This is a genomic window from Streptomyces sp. NBC_01013 (genome assembly GCF_045162765.1).
In the GTDB taxonomy this organism is placed as follows: domain Bacteria; phylum Actinomycetota; class Actinomycetes; order Streptomycetales; family Streptomycetaceae; genus Streptomyces.
Genome location: NZ_CP108687.1, coordinates 966,998 through 986,788, shown reverse-complemented (window position 1 = coordinate 986,788; position 19,791 = coordinate 966,998). Strand labels below are relative to the sequence as shown.

The following is a 19,791-nucleotide window of genomic DNA, read 5'->3' as shown; positions in this document are numbered from 1 at the left end:
AGGATGGGGGGCATGACGAACTCAGCTGTTGTGCTCGCCGATACCGCCGCCTACGCCGCCGCGGTCGAAGAAGCGTCGCAGGCCGCCGCCGCGTACTACGCCACGGGCGAGAGCACGCTCGACGACGATGCGTACGACCGGCTGGCGCGCGGGATCGCCGCGTACGAGGAGGACCACCCGCAGGACGTGCTGGCCGGTTCGCCGACCGGCAAGGTGGCCGGAGGCGCCGCGGTCGGGGACGTGCCGCACACCGTCCCGATGCTGTCCCTGGACAACGTCTTCTCGGCCGAGCAGTTCGCCACCTGGACCGCCTCGCTGGAGCGCCGGATCAGCCGGCCGGTCACTGCCTGGAGCGTCGAGCCGAAGCTCGACGGCCTCGCGGTCGCCGCCCGTTACCGTGCAGGCCGGCTGGAGCAGCTGATCACGCGCGGCGACGGCACGGCGGGCGAGGACGTGTCGCATGCGATCGGCACCGTCGTCGGACTGCCCCGGCAGCTCGCCGAGCCCGTTACGATCGAGATGCGCGGCGAGATCCTGATGACGACCGAGCAGTTCGAGCAGGCCAACACCCTGCGCACCGAACACGGCGGCGCGCCCTTCGCCAACGCCCGCAACGGCGCGGCGGGCACCCTGCGTGCCAAGGACCGCCCCTACACGGTGGAGATGACGTTCTTCGCGTACGGCGCCCTGGCGCTGCCCGACTCGGGGGAGCTCACCGCCACGCTGGCCGAGCTGCCCCACAGCGAGATCCTCGGACGTGTAGCGGACCTCGGCGTGCACACCGCGGCCGACACGGCGGTGGCGCCGCGCACCGTCAGCACCGTCGAGGACGTCCAGGCGCGGGTCGAGGAAGTCGCCTCACTGCGTGCCACGTTGCCCTTCGGGATCGACGGCATCGTCATCAAGGCGGACCTCGCCGCCGACCAGCGCGACGCGGGCTCCGGCACCCGGGCACCGCGCTGGGCGATCGCGTACAAGCTGCCGGCCGTCGAGAAGGTCACCCGCCTGCTCGGTGTCGAGTGGAACGTGGGCCGTACCGGCATCATCGCACCGCGCGCCGTGCTGGAACCGGTCGAGATCGACGGATCGACCGTCAGCTATGCCACGCTGCACAACCCTGCCGACATCACCCGCCGGGACCTGCGCATCGGCGATCACGTGATGGTCTACAAGGCGGGCGACATCATCCCCCGCATCGAGGCCCCCGTCGCCCACCTGCGGACCGGCGAAGAGAAGCCCGTCGTCTTCCCCGAGGCCTGTCCGCAGTGCGGTTCCGAGATCGACACCAGCGAGCAGCGCTGGCGCTGCGTCCGAGGCCGCAACTGCCGCCTGGTGGCCTCCATCTCCTATGCGGCGGGGCGCGACCAACTCGACATCGAAGGTCTCGGCGCGACCCGGGTGGTCCAGCTCGTCGACGCAGGACTGGTCGCCGACTTCGCCGACCTTTTCGTCCTGGAACGCGGACAGCTGCTCGCCCTGGAGCGAATGGGCGAGACCAGCACCGACAATCTCCTCGCCGCCATCGACGCGGCGCGGGCACAGCCGCTCTCCCGGGTCTTCTGCGCCCTGGGGGTGCGGGGCACCGGGCGCTCCATGTCCCGGCGTATCGCCCGCTACTTCGCGGACATGGACCGGATCAGAGCCGCCGACGCCGAGACGCTCCAGCGCGTCGACGGCATCGGAAAGGAGAAGGCCGCAGGCGTCGTCGCCGAGTTGGTGGAGCTCGCCCCGCTCATCGAGAAGCTCGTCGCCGCCGGGCTGACCATGACCGAACCGGGCGCGACGCCGCCGCCGGAGCCGGGCGAGGAGGACGGCACGGCAGCGGACGGCGAGGGCGCGGACGGGAAGCCGCTGGACGGGATGACCGTGGTGGTCACCGGAGCGATGACGGGGGCCCTGGAGAAACTCTCGCGCAACCAGATGAACGAGCTGATCGAGCGCGCCGGCGGGAAGTCCTCCTCCAGCGTGTCCAAGCGCACGACCCTCCTGGTGGCCGGCGAGAAGGCGGGCTCCAAGCGCACCAAGGCGGAGGACCTGGGCGTGCGGATCGCCGAGCCGGGGGAATTCGCCGAGCTGATCGCGCAGTTCCTGCCGTCCGAGGTGTGACACCGCGGCCGCCGGAGCCGCGGGGGCATCCGGCGGCCGCGGTGCGTGGGCCACTGCGCCCCGGCTGGCCGGGGTGCGCGGGGCCGCTGCGTGCCCGGCGGCCGGGGGCGTGGGCCCTGTGCGCCCCGTGGGCCGAGGTGCTGGGACCGAGCGTTCGCCATGGGTCCGCGATGCCGGGTTCGAGCATGACCTCTTCGCGTCACGGGCACCCCACCCCGGCCCGGAGCGGTCCCGGCGCAGTCGCGACTCAGGCCCGAAGCACCCTGAACGGCGACCAGCAGCCGACTTCTTGGACGTGTGCGGGGAAGTGGATCGAGCACCGGACGGCGGCCCTGATTCCGGCCCTCTCAGGACTGATGATCCCGGCATGCGCGCGGGGTGTCCGCGCGTGCGGCGCAACAAGGAGCCAGGCACCGCCGGCGCCCCGTCCCGTGGCCGCCGCACCCTCCCGCTCCGCCGAGGCCTTCGATCCGGTGCGGGAGTGGCTTTCTTTGCCTCCCTATTGCATAGTGAGGGTTCGGTCATGCCTCGCTATCAGCGGGTCAATGGGTGTGTGAACGGCCGCCGTGGCGGGCCGGGGGTGAGGGGCGATGCGTTCTTTGCGCGACGGACAGCGACACAGTCGCTCCGTTCACCGGCAGCACCAGCAGCTCCGGCGGCATCCACAGCACCACATTCCCACCCGCGGACTCGCGTTCGATCTGGGCAGTTCGCGCACGCGCGCCTGGATGCCTGGGCAGGGCATCGTCGCGGACACCGGATCCGACCCGGCCGGTGACTACCGGCACGGCAGCCGCCCCGTACGGCGCGGACGCATCGTCGACACGGATTCCTGCGCCCGGTTGCTCGGCCGGATCGCCGACGCGGCCCTGGGCGCCGACCGCAGTGACACGGTGATCGTCCTCAGCCACCCCGTCCTCGCCGGATCCGGGCACCGCGCCGCCGCCCGGGACCTCCTCACCGCGCTCGGCCCGTCGAGCGTCATCGTTCTGGACAGTGCGAGGGCCGCTGCCGCCTGCGCCGGACCGCAGGACAGCGGCCCTGTCCTCGTCATCGACATCGGCGCGGAGCTGACCGAGACGACCCTGCTCGTCGACGGAAGGGTCCGTGACGCCCGCCTGGCCGAGACGGGGACCAGCGACCTGGAACCAGGCGAGGCACCCACCGGCGTCGTCCGGGCCGTCCTGGACATGGTCATGAGCATGTGGCACCAGGACCGACACGGCGCGATGCTCGGAGCCCTGCGCAGGGGTCCGCTGCTCGCCGGAGGCGGTGCGCTGCGCCCGGACATCACCAACCGGATCGCGCTGCGCCTCGGCGCCCCTGTGAGGCTCTCGGACGATCCGGCGACCACGGTCGTGCGCGGTGCCGGGCTGATCCTCAGCTCCGTGCTCCGCCACACCTCGGCCCTGCCCGGCCGATCCCGGTGACCCCGCTCCCGGGGCCGCCCCGGGGGAACGCGCCTCCCGGGAGCAGGCAGGACGCTCCGTCACACGGCGGACGCGCGGGGGTGGCACGGCAGTTCCTTGCCGCACTGCTCCTCGCCGTCCTCACCGTCGTGGGCGGCGCGCCCGCGGCCGGCGGCGACGGCTTCCCCACCCGTTCGCCGGCCGGACCGACGCTCCTCGCCGGCGGACCGGCGGTGGGCAGACCGTCAGCCGTCCCCCTCGACCGCTCCCTCCGTGCCGACCGCACCCTGCGGGCCCACCCGGCCGGCCGGACACCGGGCGACCGCGACCCCCGGGGGGCCATGCGCCGCACCGGCGCGGTCACCGCCGCGGGCGCCCCTGCTCCCGCACCGGCTACGGGCCCGCAGCCATGGGCCGCCGCAGAGCATCCCCGTACCCCGCAGCAGCTGCCACCGCCCGGCCCCGGCTCCCTGCCGGCGCTCCCGCCCGGGCTCCCGCCCCCGCACCCCGGCCCCGGCTCCGCGACCGCCACCCGCTCCGCGGCAGCCGACCGATTCCGCGCCGCGCTCCCCGGCGTGCGCGGACCTCCGAGGGCCGCCGTTCACCGGCCCGGGGACCCTTCACGGGTCCCGACCCCCATCCCCGCCGTGCCGCTCCCGCCGTCCTAGTGCCCTTCGGGGCGCCGGGCCGTGTCCGGCCGCCCCTCGGAGGAAACACGCATGACCCGCGCCACCACGGTGCGGGCAGTTCTGGCTGCGGCCGTGCTGCTCGTCTCCGTGCTCATCACGCTGACCATGTCCCCCAGACTCGGCCTCGATCTCCAGGGCGGCACCCGCATGGTGCTGCAGGCCAAGGACTCCGGCACCGCCAAGGCCGATCGGGACAGTACCGATCGCACTCTCGAGGTGCTGCGCAAGCGCATCGACGCGCTCGGTGTCACGGAGCCGACCCTGACCCGTTCCGGCGAGGACCGGATCATCGTCGAACTCCCGGACGTCCAGGATCCGCGCAAGGCCGCCGACGTCATCGGCAAGACCGCTCAGCTCACCTTCCACGTCGTACGGGGCCCCGGCTCCCCGGCCGGTGACGGGCTCGCCCTCCCCGACGAAGAGGGCCGCACGCTCGCGCTCGGCCCCGCCGAGATCTCCGGCGCGGGAGTCAAGGAGGCATCCGCCGCCTTCGACGCCCAGCAGGGCGCGGGATGGTCGGTGTCCCTCGACTTCCACAAGGACGCCGGCAGGGACTGGACCCGGCTGACCGGAAAAGCGGCCTGCCACCCCGTCCAGGACGAGCGCCGCCGTGTCGCCATCGTCCTCGACGACAAGGTGATCTCCTCGCCACAGGTATCCCCGACCGTCGCGTGCAACACGGGCCTGCCTTCCGGATCCACCCGGATCACCGGGTCCTTCAGCGCCGACGAGGCCCGTGAACTCGCTCTGCTGATCCAGGGCGGCGCCCTGCCCGTGCCCGTGGAGATCGTCGAACAGCGGACGGTCGGTCCGACGCTCGGCGCCGCCGCTATCGACGCCAGCGCCCGCGCGGCGCTCATCGGCGCCGCGTTGACGGCGCTGTTCATCACCGTCGTCTACCGGCTCTTCGGCGCCCTCGCCGCCGTGGCCCTCGGCGCCTACGGGGTGATCTCGTACGCCGCGCTGGTCGCGCTAGGCGTCACCCTCACCCTGCCCGGACTCGCCGGGTTCGTCCTGGCCATCGGGATGGCCGTCGACGCGAACGTACTCGTCTTCGAACGGGCCAGAGAGGAACACGCACTTCGCCGGGGCAGAACCCTGCACACCTCGCTCACCGCCGGTTTCCGTCACGCCTGGAGCGCCGTCGCCGACTCCAACGTGACGACGCTCATCGCGGCCGGACTGCTCTTCTTCCTCGGCTCCGGGCCGGTCAAGGGCTTCGGAGTCACGCTCGGCATCGGCGTCCTCGCATCGATGTTCTCCGCGCTCGTCATCGCCCGCGCCCTCACGGAGACGGCCGCCCGGTCCCGGTTCGTCAGCGACTACCGAGGCGTCAACGGCATCGCGAGCCCCGGCCGGGTCCGTACCTGGATCGCACGCCGCGATCCACAACTGATGCGCTTCCCGCGACGCTGGCTGCTGATCTCCACCGTCCTCATCGCGGTCGCGGTGGCGGGCATCCTGGTGCGCGGCATCAACCTCGGGGTCGAGTTCACCGGCGGCCGGCTCGTCGAGTACGCCACCAGCCGCCCCGTCGACGTGGAGAGCGCCCGCACCGCTCTGGCCGGCGCGGGCTTCGGCGACGCCGAGGTCACCACGGCGGGTGCCGGCGACATCTCGGTGCGCACGGGGGACCTCGACAACGACGGCGAACACGCGCTGCGGGCAGCCCTCGCCGCGGAGGGCGGCGAGACCACCAAGGTCCGCGACGAACTCATCGGCCCCAGTCTCGGCGACGAACTGAGGCGTAACGCCCTGATCGCCCTGGCCATCGCCGTGCTCGTCCAACTGGGCTATCTGGCGATCCGGTTTCGCTGGACGTTCGCTGTGGCCTCCGTCGGGGCGCTCGTCCACGACGTCATCATCCTGGTCGGAGCCTTCGCCTGGCTGGGCCGCACCGTCGACGGCATTTTCCTGGCGGCGCTCCTCACCGTCATCGGGTATTCCGTCAACGACTCGGTCGTGGTCTTCGACCGGGTCAGGGAACTGTGGGCGAAGGCCCGCAGACAGCCCCTCTCCGAGATCGCGAACCGGGCCGTGCTGCAGACCGTTCCCAGAACCGTCAACACCGGTATGGGTGCGCTCTTCATCCTCGTCGCACTGGCGGTGCTGGGCGGTGACTCCCTTGCGGACTTCGCCCTCGCCCTGTTGATCGGCATCGTCGTCGGCACGTACTCCTCGGTCATGACCGCGGTCCCGGCCGCCCTCGTTCTGGAGCGCAGCAGCAAGGCCCCGCCGCCCGCCCGCGGCCCGCGCAGGAAGTCCCGTGCCGGGCGCCGGGACCTGCTCGACAACGGGGCACGCGTCTAGGGGTCGCAGGGAAGCAGCACCTCGATTCCCTCCAGACCCCTGGACCGTGTCCTTCGCCGGCACCACCGGCTGCCGGTCCGTCGCCCCTGCGCCGTTCGAGCGACGCGGGGGCGACGCGCGTCGGCCGGGGCACGCGGCGCGGGGCACGACGGCACAATCCTGATCACCCTCCCCGCGATCGGAGCGCGCTCGTGTCCATGCCCGTGCCCGTAGTGCTGCGTGAGGCATGGACCACCCTCGTACCGGACATGAACGACCGGCACGGGCCGTTGCCGCCGCTGATGATCGCCCTGACCGTCGTCACCGGGCTGGTCGACGCCGTCAGCTATCTGGAACTCGGCCGGGTCTTCGTCGCGAACATGACGGGCAACGTGGTCTTCGCCGGGTTCGCGTTCGCCGGAGCTCCGGGATTCTCGCTGGCGGCCTCGTTCGTCGCCCTCGGCGCATTCGTGGCCGGGGCGGTGGCCGGAGGACGGATCGTCCACCGGTCCCACTCCCACCGTGGCCGCATGCTGCTGCACGCACTGTGCGCCGAGACGGCGTGCGTCCTGGCCGCACTGATCGTCACGCTCTTCTCGGGCAGCCCGTACACCGGCGGCGTGCGCTTCACCCTCGTCGCCCTGCTCGCCCTGGGCCTCGGTCTTCAGAACGCCGTCGCGCGGGCGCTCGCCGTGCCTGATCTCACGACGACCGTGCTGACCCTGACCATCACCGGCATCGCCTCCGACGGCCGGCTCGCCGGAGGACCGGGCAGCAAAGCGGGCCGCCGGGTCCTCTCAGCCGCCGCCATGATGGCCGGAGCCCTCGTCGGGGCAGTCGCCGTCCTGCACGGGCATCCGATCCTGCCGTTGCTGCTGGCCGTGGCGATCCTTGCCCTGGTGTGCCTGGCGGCGTACGTTCTGGCCGGGGCGGATGCCCCGTGGGCACGGCCCGTCGTCAGCAAGCGGGTGAGCTCAGCAAGAGAGTGAGCGCAGATACGTGGCGGTGGCGGCGTCGGCCGGCAGCAGCGTCTCGATGGCCAGTTCCGAGACCGTCACGTCCATCGGAGTGTTGAACGTCGCGATGGACGCGACGAAGGAGAGCACCTGCCCGCCGTGCTCGATGACCAGAGGCAGGGCGAAGGGAACCGAGGACGAAGGCTCGGCCCAGCCCCTGTCGTCGTCCGCCTCCGCCGGTACGGGATAGCCCGCGACCTCCTCGTACAGCGCACGCAGCTCCGCCGAACGGACCAGGGCGATCTGGCGCTCCATCTGGGCCAGCAGATCGGCCCGCCACTCCCGCAGATTTCGGATCCGGGGGGCCAGCCCCTCCGGGTGCAGCGTGAGCCGCATCGCGTTCAGCGGTGGAGCGAGCAGGTGCTCCGGCACTCCGTCCAGCATCCGGGTCATCCCCCGATTGGCCGCCACCACGGTGTACAGGCCGTCGACGACGAACGCGGGATACGGGTCGTAGCCCTGGAGCAGCCGGTCCATGCCCTCGCGCAGCGCACCCATCGCCGGGTCGTCGAGCGCGGTCTCGGTGAAGCGCGGAGCGTAACCGGCCATCACCAGCAGGGCGTTGCGTTCCCGCATCGGCACGTCCAGATGGCCGGCGAGCCGCAGCACCATCTCCTCGCTGGGGCGGGAGCGGCCCGTTTCGATGAAGGAGATGTGCCGGGCCGAGGAGTCGGCCCGCAGCGCCAGCTCCAGCTGGCTGATCCGGCGCCGCTCCCGCCAGCTGCGCAGCAGCGGCCCTATCCCCGTGTCAAGCGCGACAGTTGTCATGGGGAGACCGTAACGTCACCGGCATCGTTGACCGGCCAGACCTTAGTGAGGGAGCCGCCACATGCCTGCCGCACCGCTGCCCAGGGAAGAGATCGAGAACCGGCTGCGCGAGCTGCCCGGCTGGACGCTGGAAGGGGACCGGATCACCCGCACCTTCCACCTCCCGTCGCATTTCGCCGCCGCCGGACTCACCCTGCATATCGCGCAGATCCAGGATGAGTTGAACCATCACTCCGATCTGACGCTCGGTTACAACACCGTCGCCCTGCAGGTGAACTCCCACGACGCGGGAGGAAAGGTCACCGAGAAGGACCTGACCCTGGCCGCCAGGGTCGAGGCCGTCGCCCCGGGACACGGCGCGGAGTAGGGCCCGCCCGCCGGGCCGAGTCGTCACTGCCCCCGCCGGCTGCGCGCAGTGCGATGCGGACACCTTCGACGTGGCCGGCAACGAGTGCTTCTGCGAGGGATGCTGCGTGCCCCGCGGGATGGAGGGCGGAGAGCTGTACTCCGGCGAGCTGTCCTTCACCCTCGCTCCGTCGGTTGCGCGGCCCGATCCCGTGTGCCCCGACGGGCATGACGTCTTCCAGGTGGCACTCGGGTACGGTCTCGGAGCTGACGGCCGAGCCCGGCACCTTTCGGTCGGCCTTCACTGCCCGGTCGACGGCACCCTGGACCTCCTCGGCTGAGAATCTCGACCGCGAGGAAGAACGGTCCTTTCGGCTGTGCCGGTCCAGTGACAGTGCGGCGGCCACGGGACAGCCCTTGGGTGAGGGGAGGGGCTTTCTTCCACCGGGCCGCCGATGAAATCCGGAGTCCATGCCGGCGGGTCATGCTGTTCCGGGGCCCACGGGAGCCCCGGAACAGCATGACAGCGACGAGAACGCGGAGCTGAAGAACGCCGAACCCGCGACCGTTGACGGTGCACGAACGAAGAGTTCTGATCAGTCGCCGGACTTCACGGGCTCCAGTTTGATGCTGAAGTGGCGGAGGATCGGGGACTGGCTTGTAACCCGGTAGCCACGGACCGATTCAGGATTCTTCGCGATATCTGCCAGGGTGGCGGCGACGTGGTCGTAATGGCTGCGGGTGTAGACCCGCCGGGGGAGAGCCAGCCGTACAAGTTCGTAGGGCGCCGTCTTGACAGGGTTGCCGTGCTCGTCCTCTTCACCGAGGTACAGCGACCCCAGCTCCGCCGAGCGGATACCTCCGCGCAGGTAGAGCTCACAGACGAGTGCGGTGCCGGGGTACTGGTGCTGGGGGATGTGGGGCAGGAGGCGCCCGGCGTTGACGTAGAGGGCGTGCAGACCGGCGGGTTCCACGATGTCGACGCCGGCTTCGCGGATGCGCGCGGCGAGATGGGCGGCTATGTCGGCACGCTCGGCGAGGTAGGCCGGCTCGGTCACTTCGAGGAGGCCGCGGGCCATCATGTCGAGGTCACGTCCGGACAGACCGCCGTAGGTGGTGAATCCTTCGGTGGCGATGAGCAGACCCCCGCACCGCTCGGCGAGTTCCGCGTCCTTCAGGCCGATGAAGCCGCCGATGTGGACGATCCCGTCCTTCTTCGCGCTCATGACGCAGCCGTCGGCGAGGCGGAACGCTTCCTCGGCAACCTGGCGCGGTGTGCGGTCGGCATAGCCGGGTTCGCGCTGGGTCACGAGCCAGGCGTTCTCCGCGAACCGGGCCGCGTCGAGGATCATCGGCACGTGGTGACGGCGACACAGTTCGGCGGTGCGGTGCAGGTTTTCCATGCTGACCGGCTGGCCCCCGCCACCGTTGTTGGTGATGGTCATCAGCACGGCCGCAACGGGCCTTTGGTCCGCGTTCTCCAGGGCCTGTTCGAGGGCGATCAGGTCGATGTTGCCCTTGAACGGAAAATCGCTGTCGAGGTCCTTCGCCTCGGCGCAGGGCAGGTCGTACGCCGTGCAGCCAGTCAGTTCGACGTTGGCGCGGGTGGTGTCGAAGTGCGTGTTGGACAGCACGCTCGTGCCGGGCCGCAGCAGCGAGGAGAAGAGGATGCGCTCGGCCGCGCGGCCTTGGTGGGCCGGCAGGATGTGGGGGTAGCCAGTGAGTTCGGAGACGACCTCGTGCCACCGGTAGAAGGAGCGGCTGCCGGCGTAGGACTCGTCGCCCTGCATTCCTGCGGCGAGTTGGTCTGCGGAGATGGCACCGGTCCCGGAATCGCTCAGCAGGTCGATGGTGACTTCGTCGGCCCGCAGATCGAAGGGGTTGTAGGCGACCCGCTTCAGCGCGGCCTCGCGCTCCTCCCTGGTGGTGAAAGCAAGAGGTTCTACGACCTTGATGCGGTAGGGCTCCACGTGACTTCCTTCTGTGCGGTGTGCGGGCTGACGTGGCCGGCGGCCTGGTGCCCGAGGTCCAGGACGCTCTGGGTGCGTTGCGCAGGCGCCCAGGGGCCCCGCGGGTACTGCTCCTGCGGCGGCCGGACGCGGTAGGTCTCGGAACTCAGGTAGGCGGTGAGCCGGGGCGGCCGGTTGCGCTCGTACACCAGGGCCAGGTAGGCGATCAGCCCCACGCCGTCGGCGAGGGTTCGCTGTGTGAGCGCTCCCAGACTTCGGTTCAGGACGGTGGGGTCCATGCCGGCCCGGGTCAGCAGAGCTGTGGCGCGGGCGAGGGCCTCTTCGTCGTCGCGCACATAGTCGCGAACGGGAATGTGGAGCGTGAAGCCGCTCGGGTTGCTGTCGCCTTCGGTGAAGGAGTGGCAGGTGAGCGCCGGCCGCCGCATCAGTCGCGGGGTGTCGTTTCCGCCGCGTTCGGACGGCGCGAGGGAGCCTGCGGCCGCGTGGAAGAAGTAGCGGATGTCGGCCGCTGTGGCTCCGGAGGTACGGCTGAGCGCGCAGGCGTCATCGGCTGACATGTGCGGGTGGCTCACGTAGACCTTGACGCGGGGGGATGTCCAGGCGCCCAGGTCCAGAGCGAGGAACGGATAGCCGGCCGCCGGGGGCAGTTGCTCGAAGGCCTGGCCGTAGCCGAGCCGCCGCAGTGCCTCGCGCACGGTGCGGGCCGCGCTTTCCGGGCCGGAGGCGGAGGGGTTCAGGTAGACCTTGACCCCTGGGACCCCTCCGGCGCGCAGATCGAGCGCGTACCACAGGGCCAGGGGGCCCTGGGCTGCCTCGGGGAAGAACAGGTCGACCAGGGCGTTGAGTTGGTCGGTGGCGAAGCCCCAGCGGGCGGCCATTGCGCGGATGGCCGCAAGCCCGGCGCGGCCGCTGCCGACCATGTCGCTGTGGGCCCACCCGGGCTCCACGAGCACCCGCAGGGCCGGGGCGGCGCCCGGAGTGCTGGCGAGTGAGAACTCGACGGGGGTGTGGTCATCGGAGAGGAAGGTGGGCGAAGCCGGCGGCAGGTAAAGCGGCCGGTGGGCGGCGTCTGCGAGGGAGTCGATCAGGACCTGTCCGTACAGCTCGGTGTCCGTCTCGCACAGGCCCACGGTGGCGCCCAGGCGCCGCAGTTGACCGAGTACGTGGTCGCCGAGCGTCGCCTCACCGGGGCTGGTCGCCGGTATGCCGGGGTCAGGGAGGAAGGTCATCGTGTGCCTCCGCCGGGAGCGGCGGGTATTCGGTCCTGCGGTTGGTCGGGGTCGCCGCCCCCGTACGGGTTCCGTCTGCTGCGGGTGGTGCGCCGTGGGCCCGGTCGGGCGCTCGCGGATGGGGGCGCGGAGATGCTTGCGAGGTCCACTGCCTCTCCTTCATCTTGTGTCACTCCAGACACTCCGCGCCGTCCTACCCAGGAAGTTGATCTTTCATGCAGGCTACCTCAACTGCCTGTGTCACATGCATCACAGGGGGTGTGGGCTACTGGCCCGTCAGCCACCTCGTGAAGCTGCTCCAGCGCCCCGCCCTGCCGGTGAGCTGCGGCGCCGCGGCCGCGGGTGCGGCCGCGACGGGGGGCGCCTGGTAGCGGGGCACGGCCGTCGGCTCCGGTGCGGCCGCGGCGCGCGGGGTGACTGCGCTGAACCGGACGGGCAGGGAGGTCAGGGCCCGGTTGAAGGGGCCGGGCCGCCAGGTGAGGCTGTCCGCGGGAACGGCGAGTTCAACGTCGGGCAGGGCGTTGAACAGCGTCTCCAGGCCCGTCAGGGCGATCAGCCTGGCCGGCTCCTTCGACGGGCAGGCGTGCGGGCCCGCGCTCCAGGCGAGGTGACCGCGCGTGTCGGCACCGCGGTCCGCGAGCGCCGTGTTGGCGGCGCCGAAGGACACCAGCACCAGGTCACCGGCGCGCACCTTGTCGCCGGCCACGTCCGTGTCGACCACCGGGTAATGGGGCGCATAGTTGGACATCGGCGCGTTGCGCCACAGAGTGTCGTCCACAGCCTTGTCGAACTGCCCCAGGCGCGCGAACTCCTCGTTGGTCAGCATCGTGTAGAAAGCGTTGCTGATCAGGTTGCCCTCCGGCTCGCCGCCCGCACCGAGGAGCAATACCAGCGTGTGTGCCAGTTCCTCGTCGTTCAGCTGCGCCGGGTGCTGCATCAGGTAGGACGTGATGTCCTCCCCGGGCTGGGCGCGCTTGAGCGCCACCAGTTCGCCGACCGCTCCGAGCAGGACCTGGCTGGCCGCCTCGGCGTTGACTCCGTCGAACATGCCGGAGATGCCGAACAGCACCCGGTCGCCGATCTCTGCCGGGCAGCCGAACAGCTCGTTGAACACGTACAGCGGGAGCTGCTGTGCGTAGTCGCGGAGCAGGTCGGCGCTGCCGCGGGCGCTGAACTGGTTGATCAGGAACTGGGCTGCCTGGCCGACGATCCGGCTCAGCCGCTTGTTGCTGACGCGGGCGAAGGAGTCGGTGATGGCCTGCCGCAGCCGCACATGCTCGGCGCCGTCGGTGAACATCGCGTTCGGACGGTAGGCCAGCAGCGGCAGGACCGGGCTGTCGGGGCGGACGCACCCCTCGGCCAGTGCACGCCAGCGGCGTGAGTCCTTGCGGAAGGTCGTCGAATCCTGCAGCAGTTCCAGAGCCGCGTTGTAATCGGTCACCAGCGTCGCCTCCACGCCGGGGGCGATGGTGACCGGCGCGGTGGGACCGAGCTCGCGCATGTAGCGGTAGTACGCGTGCGGATTGGCAGCGAACTCTGCGCTGTCCAGGGGTATGCGCTGTCCGCTGCCGTGTGCGGGGCAGCCGGGCGGAGGTACTGAGGGGGTTGTCATGCGTGCTCCAGGTCGGCGCGCTCGTGCAGATAGCGGACCAAGGTGATCAGGGCGTCGACGGACGACTTCTCGTCGCGTGCGTCGACGGTGACGACGGGGGTGTCGGGCAGCAGGTCGAGCGCCTCCCGGACTTCCTCCGGGGTGTGGACCGTACTGCCGTCGAAGTGATTGATGGCCACGGCGAAATCGAGGCCGTAGCTCTCGACCAGATCCATGATGTCGAAGGAGTCGGCCAGGCGTTCGGGGTCCACCAGGACCAGGGCGCCCAGTGCTCCGCGGGCCGTGTCGTCCCACAGACTCACGAAGCGCTGCTGTCCGGGGGAGCCGAACAGATACAGAACGATGCGCTCGCTCAGCGTCAGCCGGCCGAAGTCCAGGGCGACGGTGGTGGTGGTCTTTCCCTGAACGCCTTTGAGGTCGTCGACGCGCTCGGAGAGCGTCGTCATCCGCTCCTCGGTGGACAACGGCGTGATTTCGGAAAGTGAGCCGATCAGGGTGGTCTTGCCGACGGCGAAATGCCCGACGACCAGGATTTTCACTGCTGTCTGCTGTGCGCCGCTGGGCACGTAGGCGTCCTCAGACAGTGAGAGCCTTGAGGCCATCGAGCACCTCCTTGAGCAAGGCCTTGTTGGTGGGACGGGCCGAGGGCACCGGCGCCCGGGTCAGGAGATAGCCCCCCTCGGCGAGGGAACTGAGCAGCACCCTGACCACCCCGAGCGGCTGCTGGGAGTGCGCGGATATCTCAGCGACCGAGAGGTAGCCACTTGAGCACACGTCCAGGATCTGCTGCTCCTCGGGCGAGAGCCGCTGGGGTCGCTGCTGCTCGTCGTCGGCCGTCGTGACGAGAGTGATGAGGGCGAACTCGCCCTCATCGGGCAGGTCACGGCCACGGGTGATGACGTAGGGCCGGACTAATCCTCCGGCCTCGGACATGAACTCGGGCTCGGGCTCGGGCTCGGGACGGCCGGGTTCCGTCATGAGGTGACCGTGTCGCCGCGAAGGCCGGTCGACATCGCCTTGCCCAGCCGGCTGACCAGCTGCTGCATCCGGTACGTGATGTCCTGCATGTCGACCTCGGCCGACGCCGCCACGGCAAGGTAGCTGCCGCCGCCCGCGGCGTTCAGGAACACCCAGCCCCCGTCGAACTCGATGAGGGTCTGGCGCCAGTTCGCTCCGTGCTCACCGCAGAAGAAGCTGACGGCCCGGCTGAGCGACTGCAGGCCGGAGACGGCGGCGGCCACCTTGTCGGCATCGCCCCTGTCGATCTCCGCGGTACGGGATATCTGGAGGCCGTCGGCAGAAATCAGGACCGCGTGGAGAGCATGCGGAATCTGCAGCGCGTCCTCGAGCATCCAGGACAGGTTGTCGCTCACGGGGCATCGAATCCTTCGTGTGAATCGGCAGTGCTGTCACCTTCGGCGGCCGGTACCCCCGCACCTCGGCCGCTGAGAGTGCCGCGCTGAAACGCACCCATGGCCGCCACCCGTGCCTCTGCTGACCGGGCCGGCGGCGCTTCATCGGACCTGCGGCCGCCGTCCGGCACGAGCGCCATGCCGCGCTTGTTCCGTCGCCGGGGCAGCCCGCCCTCTGTCGCCGCAGGAGCCGATTCGCGGCTCGCGGCAGCGGCATTGACTTCTTGCGTGGTAGTGGGCGTCTTGGGCTCGGGCATCTCGGTCAGCAACTCCTTCGGCACCATCACCACTGCGCGGACGCCGCCGTAGGGAGAGGTGCTGTCGATGGCGACCGTGAACCCGAACCGCGCACACAGGGCACCGATCACCGCGAAACCGAACGCGGGAGGGTTGCCGAGCTCCGAAACGCTCACCGCGGATCCGCTGGACAGCAGAGCGGTGGCGTTCGTCCGTTCTTCCTCGCTCATGCCGACACCGGCGTCGTCGATCACGATGCAGATGCCCCGGGGCACCGTCCGCACCTCGACCTCGACCATGGTGGACGGCTCGGAATAGCTGGTCGCGTTGTCGAGCAGTTCGGCCACCGTCAGCGCGATCGGTTCGACGGCACGGCTGGTCACCGCGAAATCGACCCGTGAGGCGATTTCGATGCGCTGGTAGTGCCGGATACGGCCCTGCGCTCCGCGGATCACGTCATAGACCGATGCGGCTTCCCGCTGCCGGCCGAGCCACCCGCCGCACAGCACGGCAATGGACTGCGCGCGCCGGTTGAATTGCGAGTTCATGTGGTCGATGTCCAGCATGTCCCGCAACACGCCCGAGTCGCCGTACTTCTTCTGCAGCCCGGAGATGGCCCGCTGCTGCTCCGCGGCGAGGCCTTGAAGGGTCCGCATGGCCGACTTCAGTACGGTGTTTGTGGCCCCCTCCGCCTCTTCCTTGGCCTGGCGGACCACCTCGTCGTAGCCGCTGCGCAGCTCGGTGACGGTGGACTCGAGGCCGGCGGCCCTGCCCTGCGATGTGGTCAGCTCACCCTGAAGGCCATGCTTTTGACGATGTAGAGCCTTGATCGCTTTTCGCTGACGAGTGATTACCGTGGCGGCGACAGCGACGGCGACGGCAAGCGCCCAGACTGTCGGATCCTGCCAAAAATTTGTCATGTGACTCTCTATTGAGCGGTTGGAGTCCAGCTCTCGAAATCTGTCCAAGCGGACCCTCGGCTGTGGGCAGACGTCACCGCCCGGAGAGCCCCCCTGGCTGTAGCCATGCCAAGGCGAAAGCGCACGTGGCATGTGCACGCAAGCGTATCACCGAATGATCATGAGACTCTGTCAAGTCCGCCACGCCGTTGCCCCGTTGGCGAGAAATTCATGTTCATGACAGCTTTCGCCCGCCGGTGTGCGGAGGGCTCTAGAGTCGTTCACATGCTCGACTATGACGACGAGGCCGCGAACTACGACGCCACCCGCGGCGGCGTGCCCCGGGCGGAAGCGGCCGCTCGTGCGGTGCTCGGCCTCGTCCCGCCTGCCGCCCGTACGCTGCTGGACATCGGCTGCGGCACGGGACTGGTCACCCAGCGGATCGCCGGCGGCCGCCCAGGTCTGCGGGTTCTCGGCTCCGACGCCGCCCACGGCATGGCCCGCCTCGCCCGGCAGCGCGTCGGGGCCGTGGTGCTCGCCGACGCACGCCGGCTGCCGCTGTCCGATGCGGCGGTCGACGCGGTGACCGCCGTCTGGCTGCTGCACCTGCTGCGCGCGGAAGGGGCCGTGCGAGCGGTGGTGGCCCAGGCGGCGCGGGTGCTGAGGCCCGGCGGTGTGTTCGTGACCACCGTCGACAAGGACGCGGCGCACGATGTCGGCAGCGACATCGACGAGGCGTTCGCCCCGTACGTCGCGCCCAGCCCGTCCGACGGTACGGAGCGGATCATCGAGTACGGTGCCGCGCACGGTCTCGACGCGGTGGGCAGCGCGGTGTTCCGCGGACACGGGCAGGGGCGGACTCCGCTGCGCACCGCACACGGTGTGCGGTGCGGCTACTACGCGTCGCGCCTCGTCCTGCCAGGGACGGCGGGCGAACGGCTGGCCCAGGTCCTGACCGCACTGCCGGAGCCGGACCGCCGCCGCGCGGACCCGGAGTACCGGCTGCTGGCGTTCCGCCGCCGGTGAGGCCCCGGGGGCCGAACGGTGCCCCCTTGCTCGCGCAGCGACCAGCGCGCAAGGGCGTCTACGGTCAGGTGTGTTCGCCTTCAGTACCGCCTTCAGCGGGTCCGTGGATCAGCCCGCCGGAGTGGCGGAAGGGTGGCGTCTTGCTGGAACGGCAACAATGTTTGCCTCTCGGTCAAGGCGTGGTGAGGCTGTTCCCATGAGCAACCACGCCGGGCACGGCCATCACGACGGCAACCACGCGCACGAACATCGGCACGACGGCACGAACGGCCACCACCACGACCCCGCCGAACCCGACTGGGACGTCATGGGCCCGCTGCTGGAACAGAACGCCGAACTCAGCAGCGAGCAGTACACGGAGGCGGCCCGCTGGATCGCCGGCCTGCCCGACGCCCCGGAAGTGCGCCGGGTCCTGGACATCGGCAGCGGTCCCGGCGTGATCTCCTGCCTGCTCGCCGAGGCGTTCCCCGAGGCGGACGTCGTCGCCGTCGACGGCACCCCGGCCCTGCTGGAGCGCACCCGTGGCCGAGCGCAACGGCTGGGGCTCGAAGGCCGGGTCACCACGGTGCACGCCGACATCCCCGGCGGTCTCGCGGAGCTGGGGCAGGCGGACCTGGTCTGGGCGGGCAACACGTTGCACCACATGGGCGATCAGCGCGCCGTGCTGGCCGGGTTCGCCGCGCTGCTCAACCCGGGCGGCACCGTCGCACTGGTCGAGGGCGGACTGCAGCCGCGTCAGCTCCCGCGTGACCTCGGCTTCGGCCGGCCCGGTCTGGAAGCCCGGATGGAGGCGGTGCACGCCGAGGCCTTCGAGGAGATGCGCGCGGCCCTGCCGGGCTCCCGGCGGGAGAACGAGGACTGGGCCGCCCTGTTCGCCACCGTGGGCCTCACCCCGCAGGGCGCCCGCGGTTTTCTGCTCGATCTGCCCGCACCGCTGGGCGACGTGGCGCGTGACCACGTCATCTCCGAGTTCACCCGTCGGCGCGACGGGCTGGGTGACCGGCTCGACGCCGAGGACATCGCCACGCTCGACCGGCTGCTCGATCCCGAGGACCCGGCCGGCCTGCACCGGCGCCCCGACACCTACCTCCTGATGGCCCGTACGGTCCACCTGGGCCGCCGCACCTGAGCGGACCCGTCCCCCTCGGGCCGGCCCCGAGTGGCTCGCCGCAGGCCACTTCCGCCGGCGAGGGGTCTGCTGCTCCTGGCCCCGCTCTCCTGCTGGACGACGCCCGACGGGGGGCGGGTGTACAGACTCGCCCGGGAGGAGGAGGATGCGGAGCGGGGGGATTTGAATGCGTTCAGAAAATCGGGATCCGGGGCGGACGCAGCTGCGCGTCAGGGACAGGTTCGCCGCGGTGGTGACGACTTCGATGGCGGTGCTGTTCGTCGAGGCCGTTGTCGCGACGATCGCCCTCTTCGTGTGGACGCAGGTCAGGGAGAGTCCGTACGGCCCCGGCCTGGACACGTGGGGGGTCTTCCTCCTGGCCGTCCTGGCGCCGTTGGCGGCGGTCGCCGGCGCTGCCCTCGGCTATCTGCTGTCCATCGGCTTCGTGATGCCGCTCCTGGTCGTGGCCGGATGGGCCGGTCGCCGGTTCCCGGGCCGCGAGGCGTGGTGGTGGGTCCCGGCGCTGGCGGCCCCCGCAACCGCCCTGCCGTCCCTGGTCGTGGCCGTGCTCGGGGAGACCGGCCCCTGGGCGGGTCTCGGCGGGTGGCTCGCGGTGACGGCGGTCCTCGCCGCCGCGGCGCTCGTTGCCCGCAGGCTGTTGTTGCCGGACCGCCCGCGGCTCACCGGTGGCGCGATGTTCGGGCGGGTGGCGTGGTACGGGACGCTCGCCGTCCTCACCGCCGGCCTGCTCGCCGGAATCGGCCTGTACGCCGGTATCGCTTACGAGCCACCGGAGCTGAGCGCGCAACAGATCGCCGGGACGTGGGCCGACGGGAAGGGCGGCACGCTCATCCTCACGGCGGACGGCAGGGCCACGGCGAACCGCGTCGAGACGTTCGACGCCGACGACTCCTTCGAACCGGTGGCGCACCCGTGCACCGGTACCGGGACCTGGGAGTACGATCCGGGGCTCGGACCGTGGACCCAGTCGGTGGCCGTATCCGTCGGTGACTGCTCCATGGATACCTGGGAGGTGTTCGGCACTAACGGGCATCCGAAGCTCTTCGTGTATGTCGAACACCCCGACTCCTGGGGCCTCTACGTCCTGCGACGCCGCGGCTGAGCCGGAGAGCGGGTCAGGACGTGCCGGACACCGGTTCCAGCCGCCACCACTGGCCGGGGGAGTCGGTGTCCTCCCACTGCTGGACGGATGCGCCCTTCTCCGTGCTGCCGTCGGTGACCTCCAGGACGAGACCGCTGACGAAGCTCACCAGCGTCACCGTGCCCGGCGCCTCCAGGTGCCGTTCGATCAGCCACTCCTGCGCGCCGAAGTTGTTCGCCCGCCACTGCTGGATCACGGCCCCGTTCTCCGTGGACGCACCGCGCACGTCCAGCCGCTTGCCGCTGTGGGCGTTGACCACGTGATGCAGGGCCGCGCCCTCGTGGACCGGGGTGAACTCCCAGTGCTGGGCGGCCGACCCGCCCGCGGCCTCTTCGTTCTGCTGCACCGGTGCGCCGCCGCCCTTCGCGGCGTCCCGCACCTCCAGCACCAGGCCGCTGCCCACATTGCGCAGCCGGTACGGACCCGCCCCGACGACGGGCGCGGTGTCCCCGGTCATGTCCGGTCCCTTCGTACTGTTCGTACAGCTCATACGGCGAGACCGCCGCCCGGCTCC

General features: G+C 70.8%; 19 protein-coding genes. 10 read left to right on the top strand and 9 right to left on the bottom strand.

From position 1 onward, the window contains the following. Positions 1-3 precede the first annotated feature (3 nt). From ligA to OG538_RS04180, 5 genes are all read left to right on the top strand, one after another. A complete protein-coding gene (gene ligA, locus OG538_RS04200) occupies positions 4-2,106 on the top strand; it encodes an NAD-dependent DNA ligase LigA (protein WP_406090253.1) in 2,103 nt (700 codons plus the stop codon). A gap of 590 nt (positions 2,107-2,696) precedes the next feature. Next, positions 2,697-3,536, top strand: coding sequence for a rod shape-determining protein (locus tag OG538_RS04195; protein ID WP_406090251.1), 840 nt, complete (start codon positions 2,697-2,699; stop codon positions 3,534-3,536). Positions 3,537-3,616: 80 nt separating this feature from the next. Beyond that, positions 3,617-4,183 carry a hypothetical protein gene (locus OG538_RS04190; protein WP_406090249.1) on the top strand — a complete coding sequence of 189 codons (567 nt, stop codon included), beginning with the start codon at positions 3,617-3,619 and terminating at the stop codon, positions 4,181-4,183. Positions 4,184-4,234: 51 nt separating this feature from the next. Next, positions 4,235-6,514 (top strand): protein translocase subunit SecD, encoded by a 2,280-nt coding sequence (gene secD, locus OG538_RS04185; protein WP_406090247.1) that lies wholly within the window; start codon positions 4,235-4,237, stop codon positions 6,512-6,514. Positions 6,515-6,717: 203 nt separating this feature from the next. Next, positions 6,718-7,482, top strand: a complete 765-nt coding sequence (locus OG538_RS04180; protein ID WP_406099976.1) for a YoaK family protein — start codon at positions 6,718-6,720, stop codon at positions 7,480-7,482. On the opposite strand, the gene OG538_RS04175 is transcribed toward OG538_RS04180, so the two are convergent. Then, on the bottom strand, positions 7,468-8,277 hold the full coding sequence (locus OG538_RS04175) for a helix-turn-helix domain-containing protein (RefSeq protein ID WP_406090245.1): 810 nt from the start codon (positions 8,275-8,277) through the stop codon (positions 7,468-7,470). The genes OG538_RS04180 and OG538_RS04175 overlap by 15 nt on opposite strands. Positions 8,278-8,338: 61 nt before the next feature. On the opposite strand from OG538_RS04175, the gene OG538_RS04170 reads away from it, so the two are divergent. Both OG538_RS04170 and OG538_RS04165 read left to right on the top strand, forming a co-directional pair. Then, the gene (locus OG538_RS04170; protein ID WP_406090243.1) at positions 8,339-8,644 is read left to right on the top strand and encodes a 4a-hydroxytetrahydrobiopterin dehydratase; all 306 of its coding nucleotides are present in this window, start codon (positions 8,339-8,341) and stop codon (positions 8,642-8,644) included. Between the two features lie 106 nt (positions 8,645-8,750). Beyond that, complete coding sequence (locus OG538_RS04165) at positions 8,751-8,963, top strand: hypothetical protein (protein ID WP_406090241.1); 213 nt, start codon at positions 8,751-8,753, stop codon at positions 8,961-8,963. Between the two features lie 255 nt (positions 8,964-9,218). Here OG538_RS04165 and OG538_RS04160 read toward each other — a convergent pair whose 3' ends face one another. The 7 genes from OG538_RS04160 to OG538_RS04130 form a co-directional block, all read right to left on the bottom strand. Beyond that, on the bottom strand, positions 9,219-10,592 hold the full coding sequence (locus OG538_RS04160; RefSeq protein WP_406090239.1) for a tryptophanase: 1,374 nt from the start codon (positions 10,590-10,592) through the stop codon (positions 9,219-9,221). Continuing rightward, positions 10,565-11,821: a tryptophan dimethylallyltransferase family protein gene (locus OG538_RS04155; RefSeq protein WP_406090237.1), complete on the bottom strand. Its 1,257-nt coding sequence runs from the start codon at positions 11,819-11,821 to the stop codon at positions 10,565-10,567. The genes OG538_RS04160 and OG538_RS04155 overlap by 28 nt, the downstream gene beginning before the upstream one ends. Before the next feature lie 265 nt (positions 11,822-12,086). Continuing rightward, on the bottom strand, positions 12,087-13,433 hold the full coding sequence (locus OG538_RS04150) for a cytochrome P450 (RefSeq protein ID WP_406090235.1): 1,347 nt from the start codon (positions 13,431-13,433) through the stop codon (positions 12,087-12,089). Then, complete coding sequence (locus OG538_RS04145; protein WP_399302401.1) at positions 13,430-14,035, bottom strand: GTP-binding protein; 606 nt, start codon at positions 14,033-14,035, stop codon at positions 13,430-13,432. Before OG538_RS04145 ends, OG538_RS04150 begins: the two co-directional genes overlap by 4 nt. After that, a complete protein-coding gene (locus OG538_RS04140; RefSeq protein ID WP_406090233.1) occupies positions 14,010-14,411 on the bottom strand; it encodes a DUF742 domain-containing protein in 402 nt (133 codons plus the stop codon). The genes OG538_RS04145 and OG538_RS04140 overlap by 26 nt, the downstream gene beginning before the upstream one ends. Then, complete coding sequence (locus OG538_RS04135) at positions 14,408-14,806, bottom strand: roadblock/LC7 domain-containing protein (protein ID WP_406090231.1); 399 nt, start codon at positions 14,804-14,806, stop codon at positions 14,408-14,410. Before OG538_RS04135 ends, OG538_RS04140 begins: the two co-directional genes overlap by 4 nt. Continuing rightward, complete coding sequence (locus OG538_RS04130; protein ID WP_406090230.1) at positions 14,803-16,002, bottom strand: ATP-binding protein; 1,200 nt, start codon at positions 16,000-16,002, stop codon at positions 14,803-14,805. The genes OG538_RS04135 and OG538_RS04130 overlap by 4 nt, the downstream gene beginning before the upstream one ends. Positions 16,003-16,266: 264 nt before the next feature. Here OG538_RS04130 and OG538_RS04125 point away from each other — a divergent pair, with 264 nt between their 5' ends. The 3 genes from OG538_RS04125 (at position 16,267) to OG538_RS04115 (ending at position 19,238) form a co-directional block, all read left to right on the top strand. Next, positions 16,267-17,007: a class I SAM-dependent methyltransferase gene (locus OG538_RS04125; RefSeq protein ID WP_406090228.1), complete on the top strand. Its 741-nt coding sequence runs from the start codon at positions 16,267-16,269 to the stop codon at positions 17,005-17,007. Positions 17,008-17,203: 196 nt separating this feature from the next. Continuing rightward, positions 17,204-18,136, top strand: coding sequence for a class I SAM-dependent methyltransferase (locus OG538_RS04120; protein ID WP_406090226.1), 933 nt, complete (start codon positions 17,204-17,206; stop codon positions 18,134-18,136). Positions 18,137-18,302: 166 nt separating this feature from the next. Then, positions 18,303-19,238, top strand: a complete 936-nt coding sequence (locus tag OG538_RS04115; RefSeq protein WP_406090224.1) for a hypothetical protein — start codon at positions 18,303-18,305, stop codon at positions 19,236-19,238. 13 nt (positions 19,239-19,251) lie between these two features. Here OG538_RS04115 and OG538_RS04110 read toward each other — a convergent pair whose 3' ends face one another. Then, positions 19,252-19,734, bottom strand: coding sequence for an RICIN domain-containing protein (locus OG538_RS04110; protein WP_406090222.1), 483 nt, complete (start codon positions 19,732-19,734; stop codon positions 19,252-19,254). Positions 19,735-19,791 lie beyond the last annotated feature (57 nt).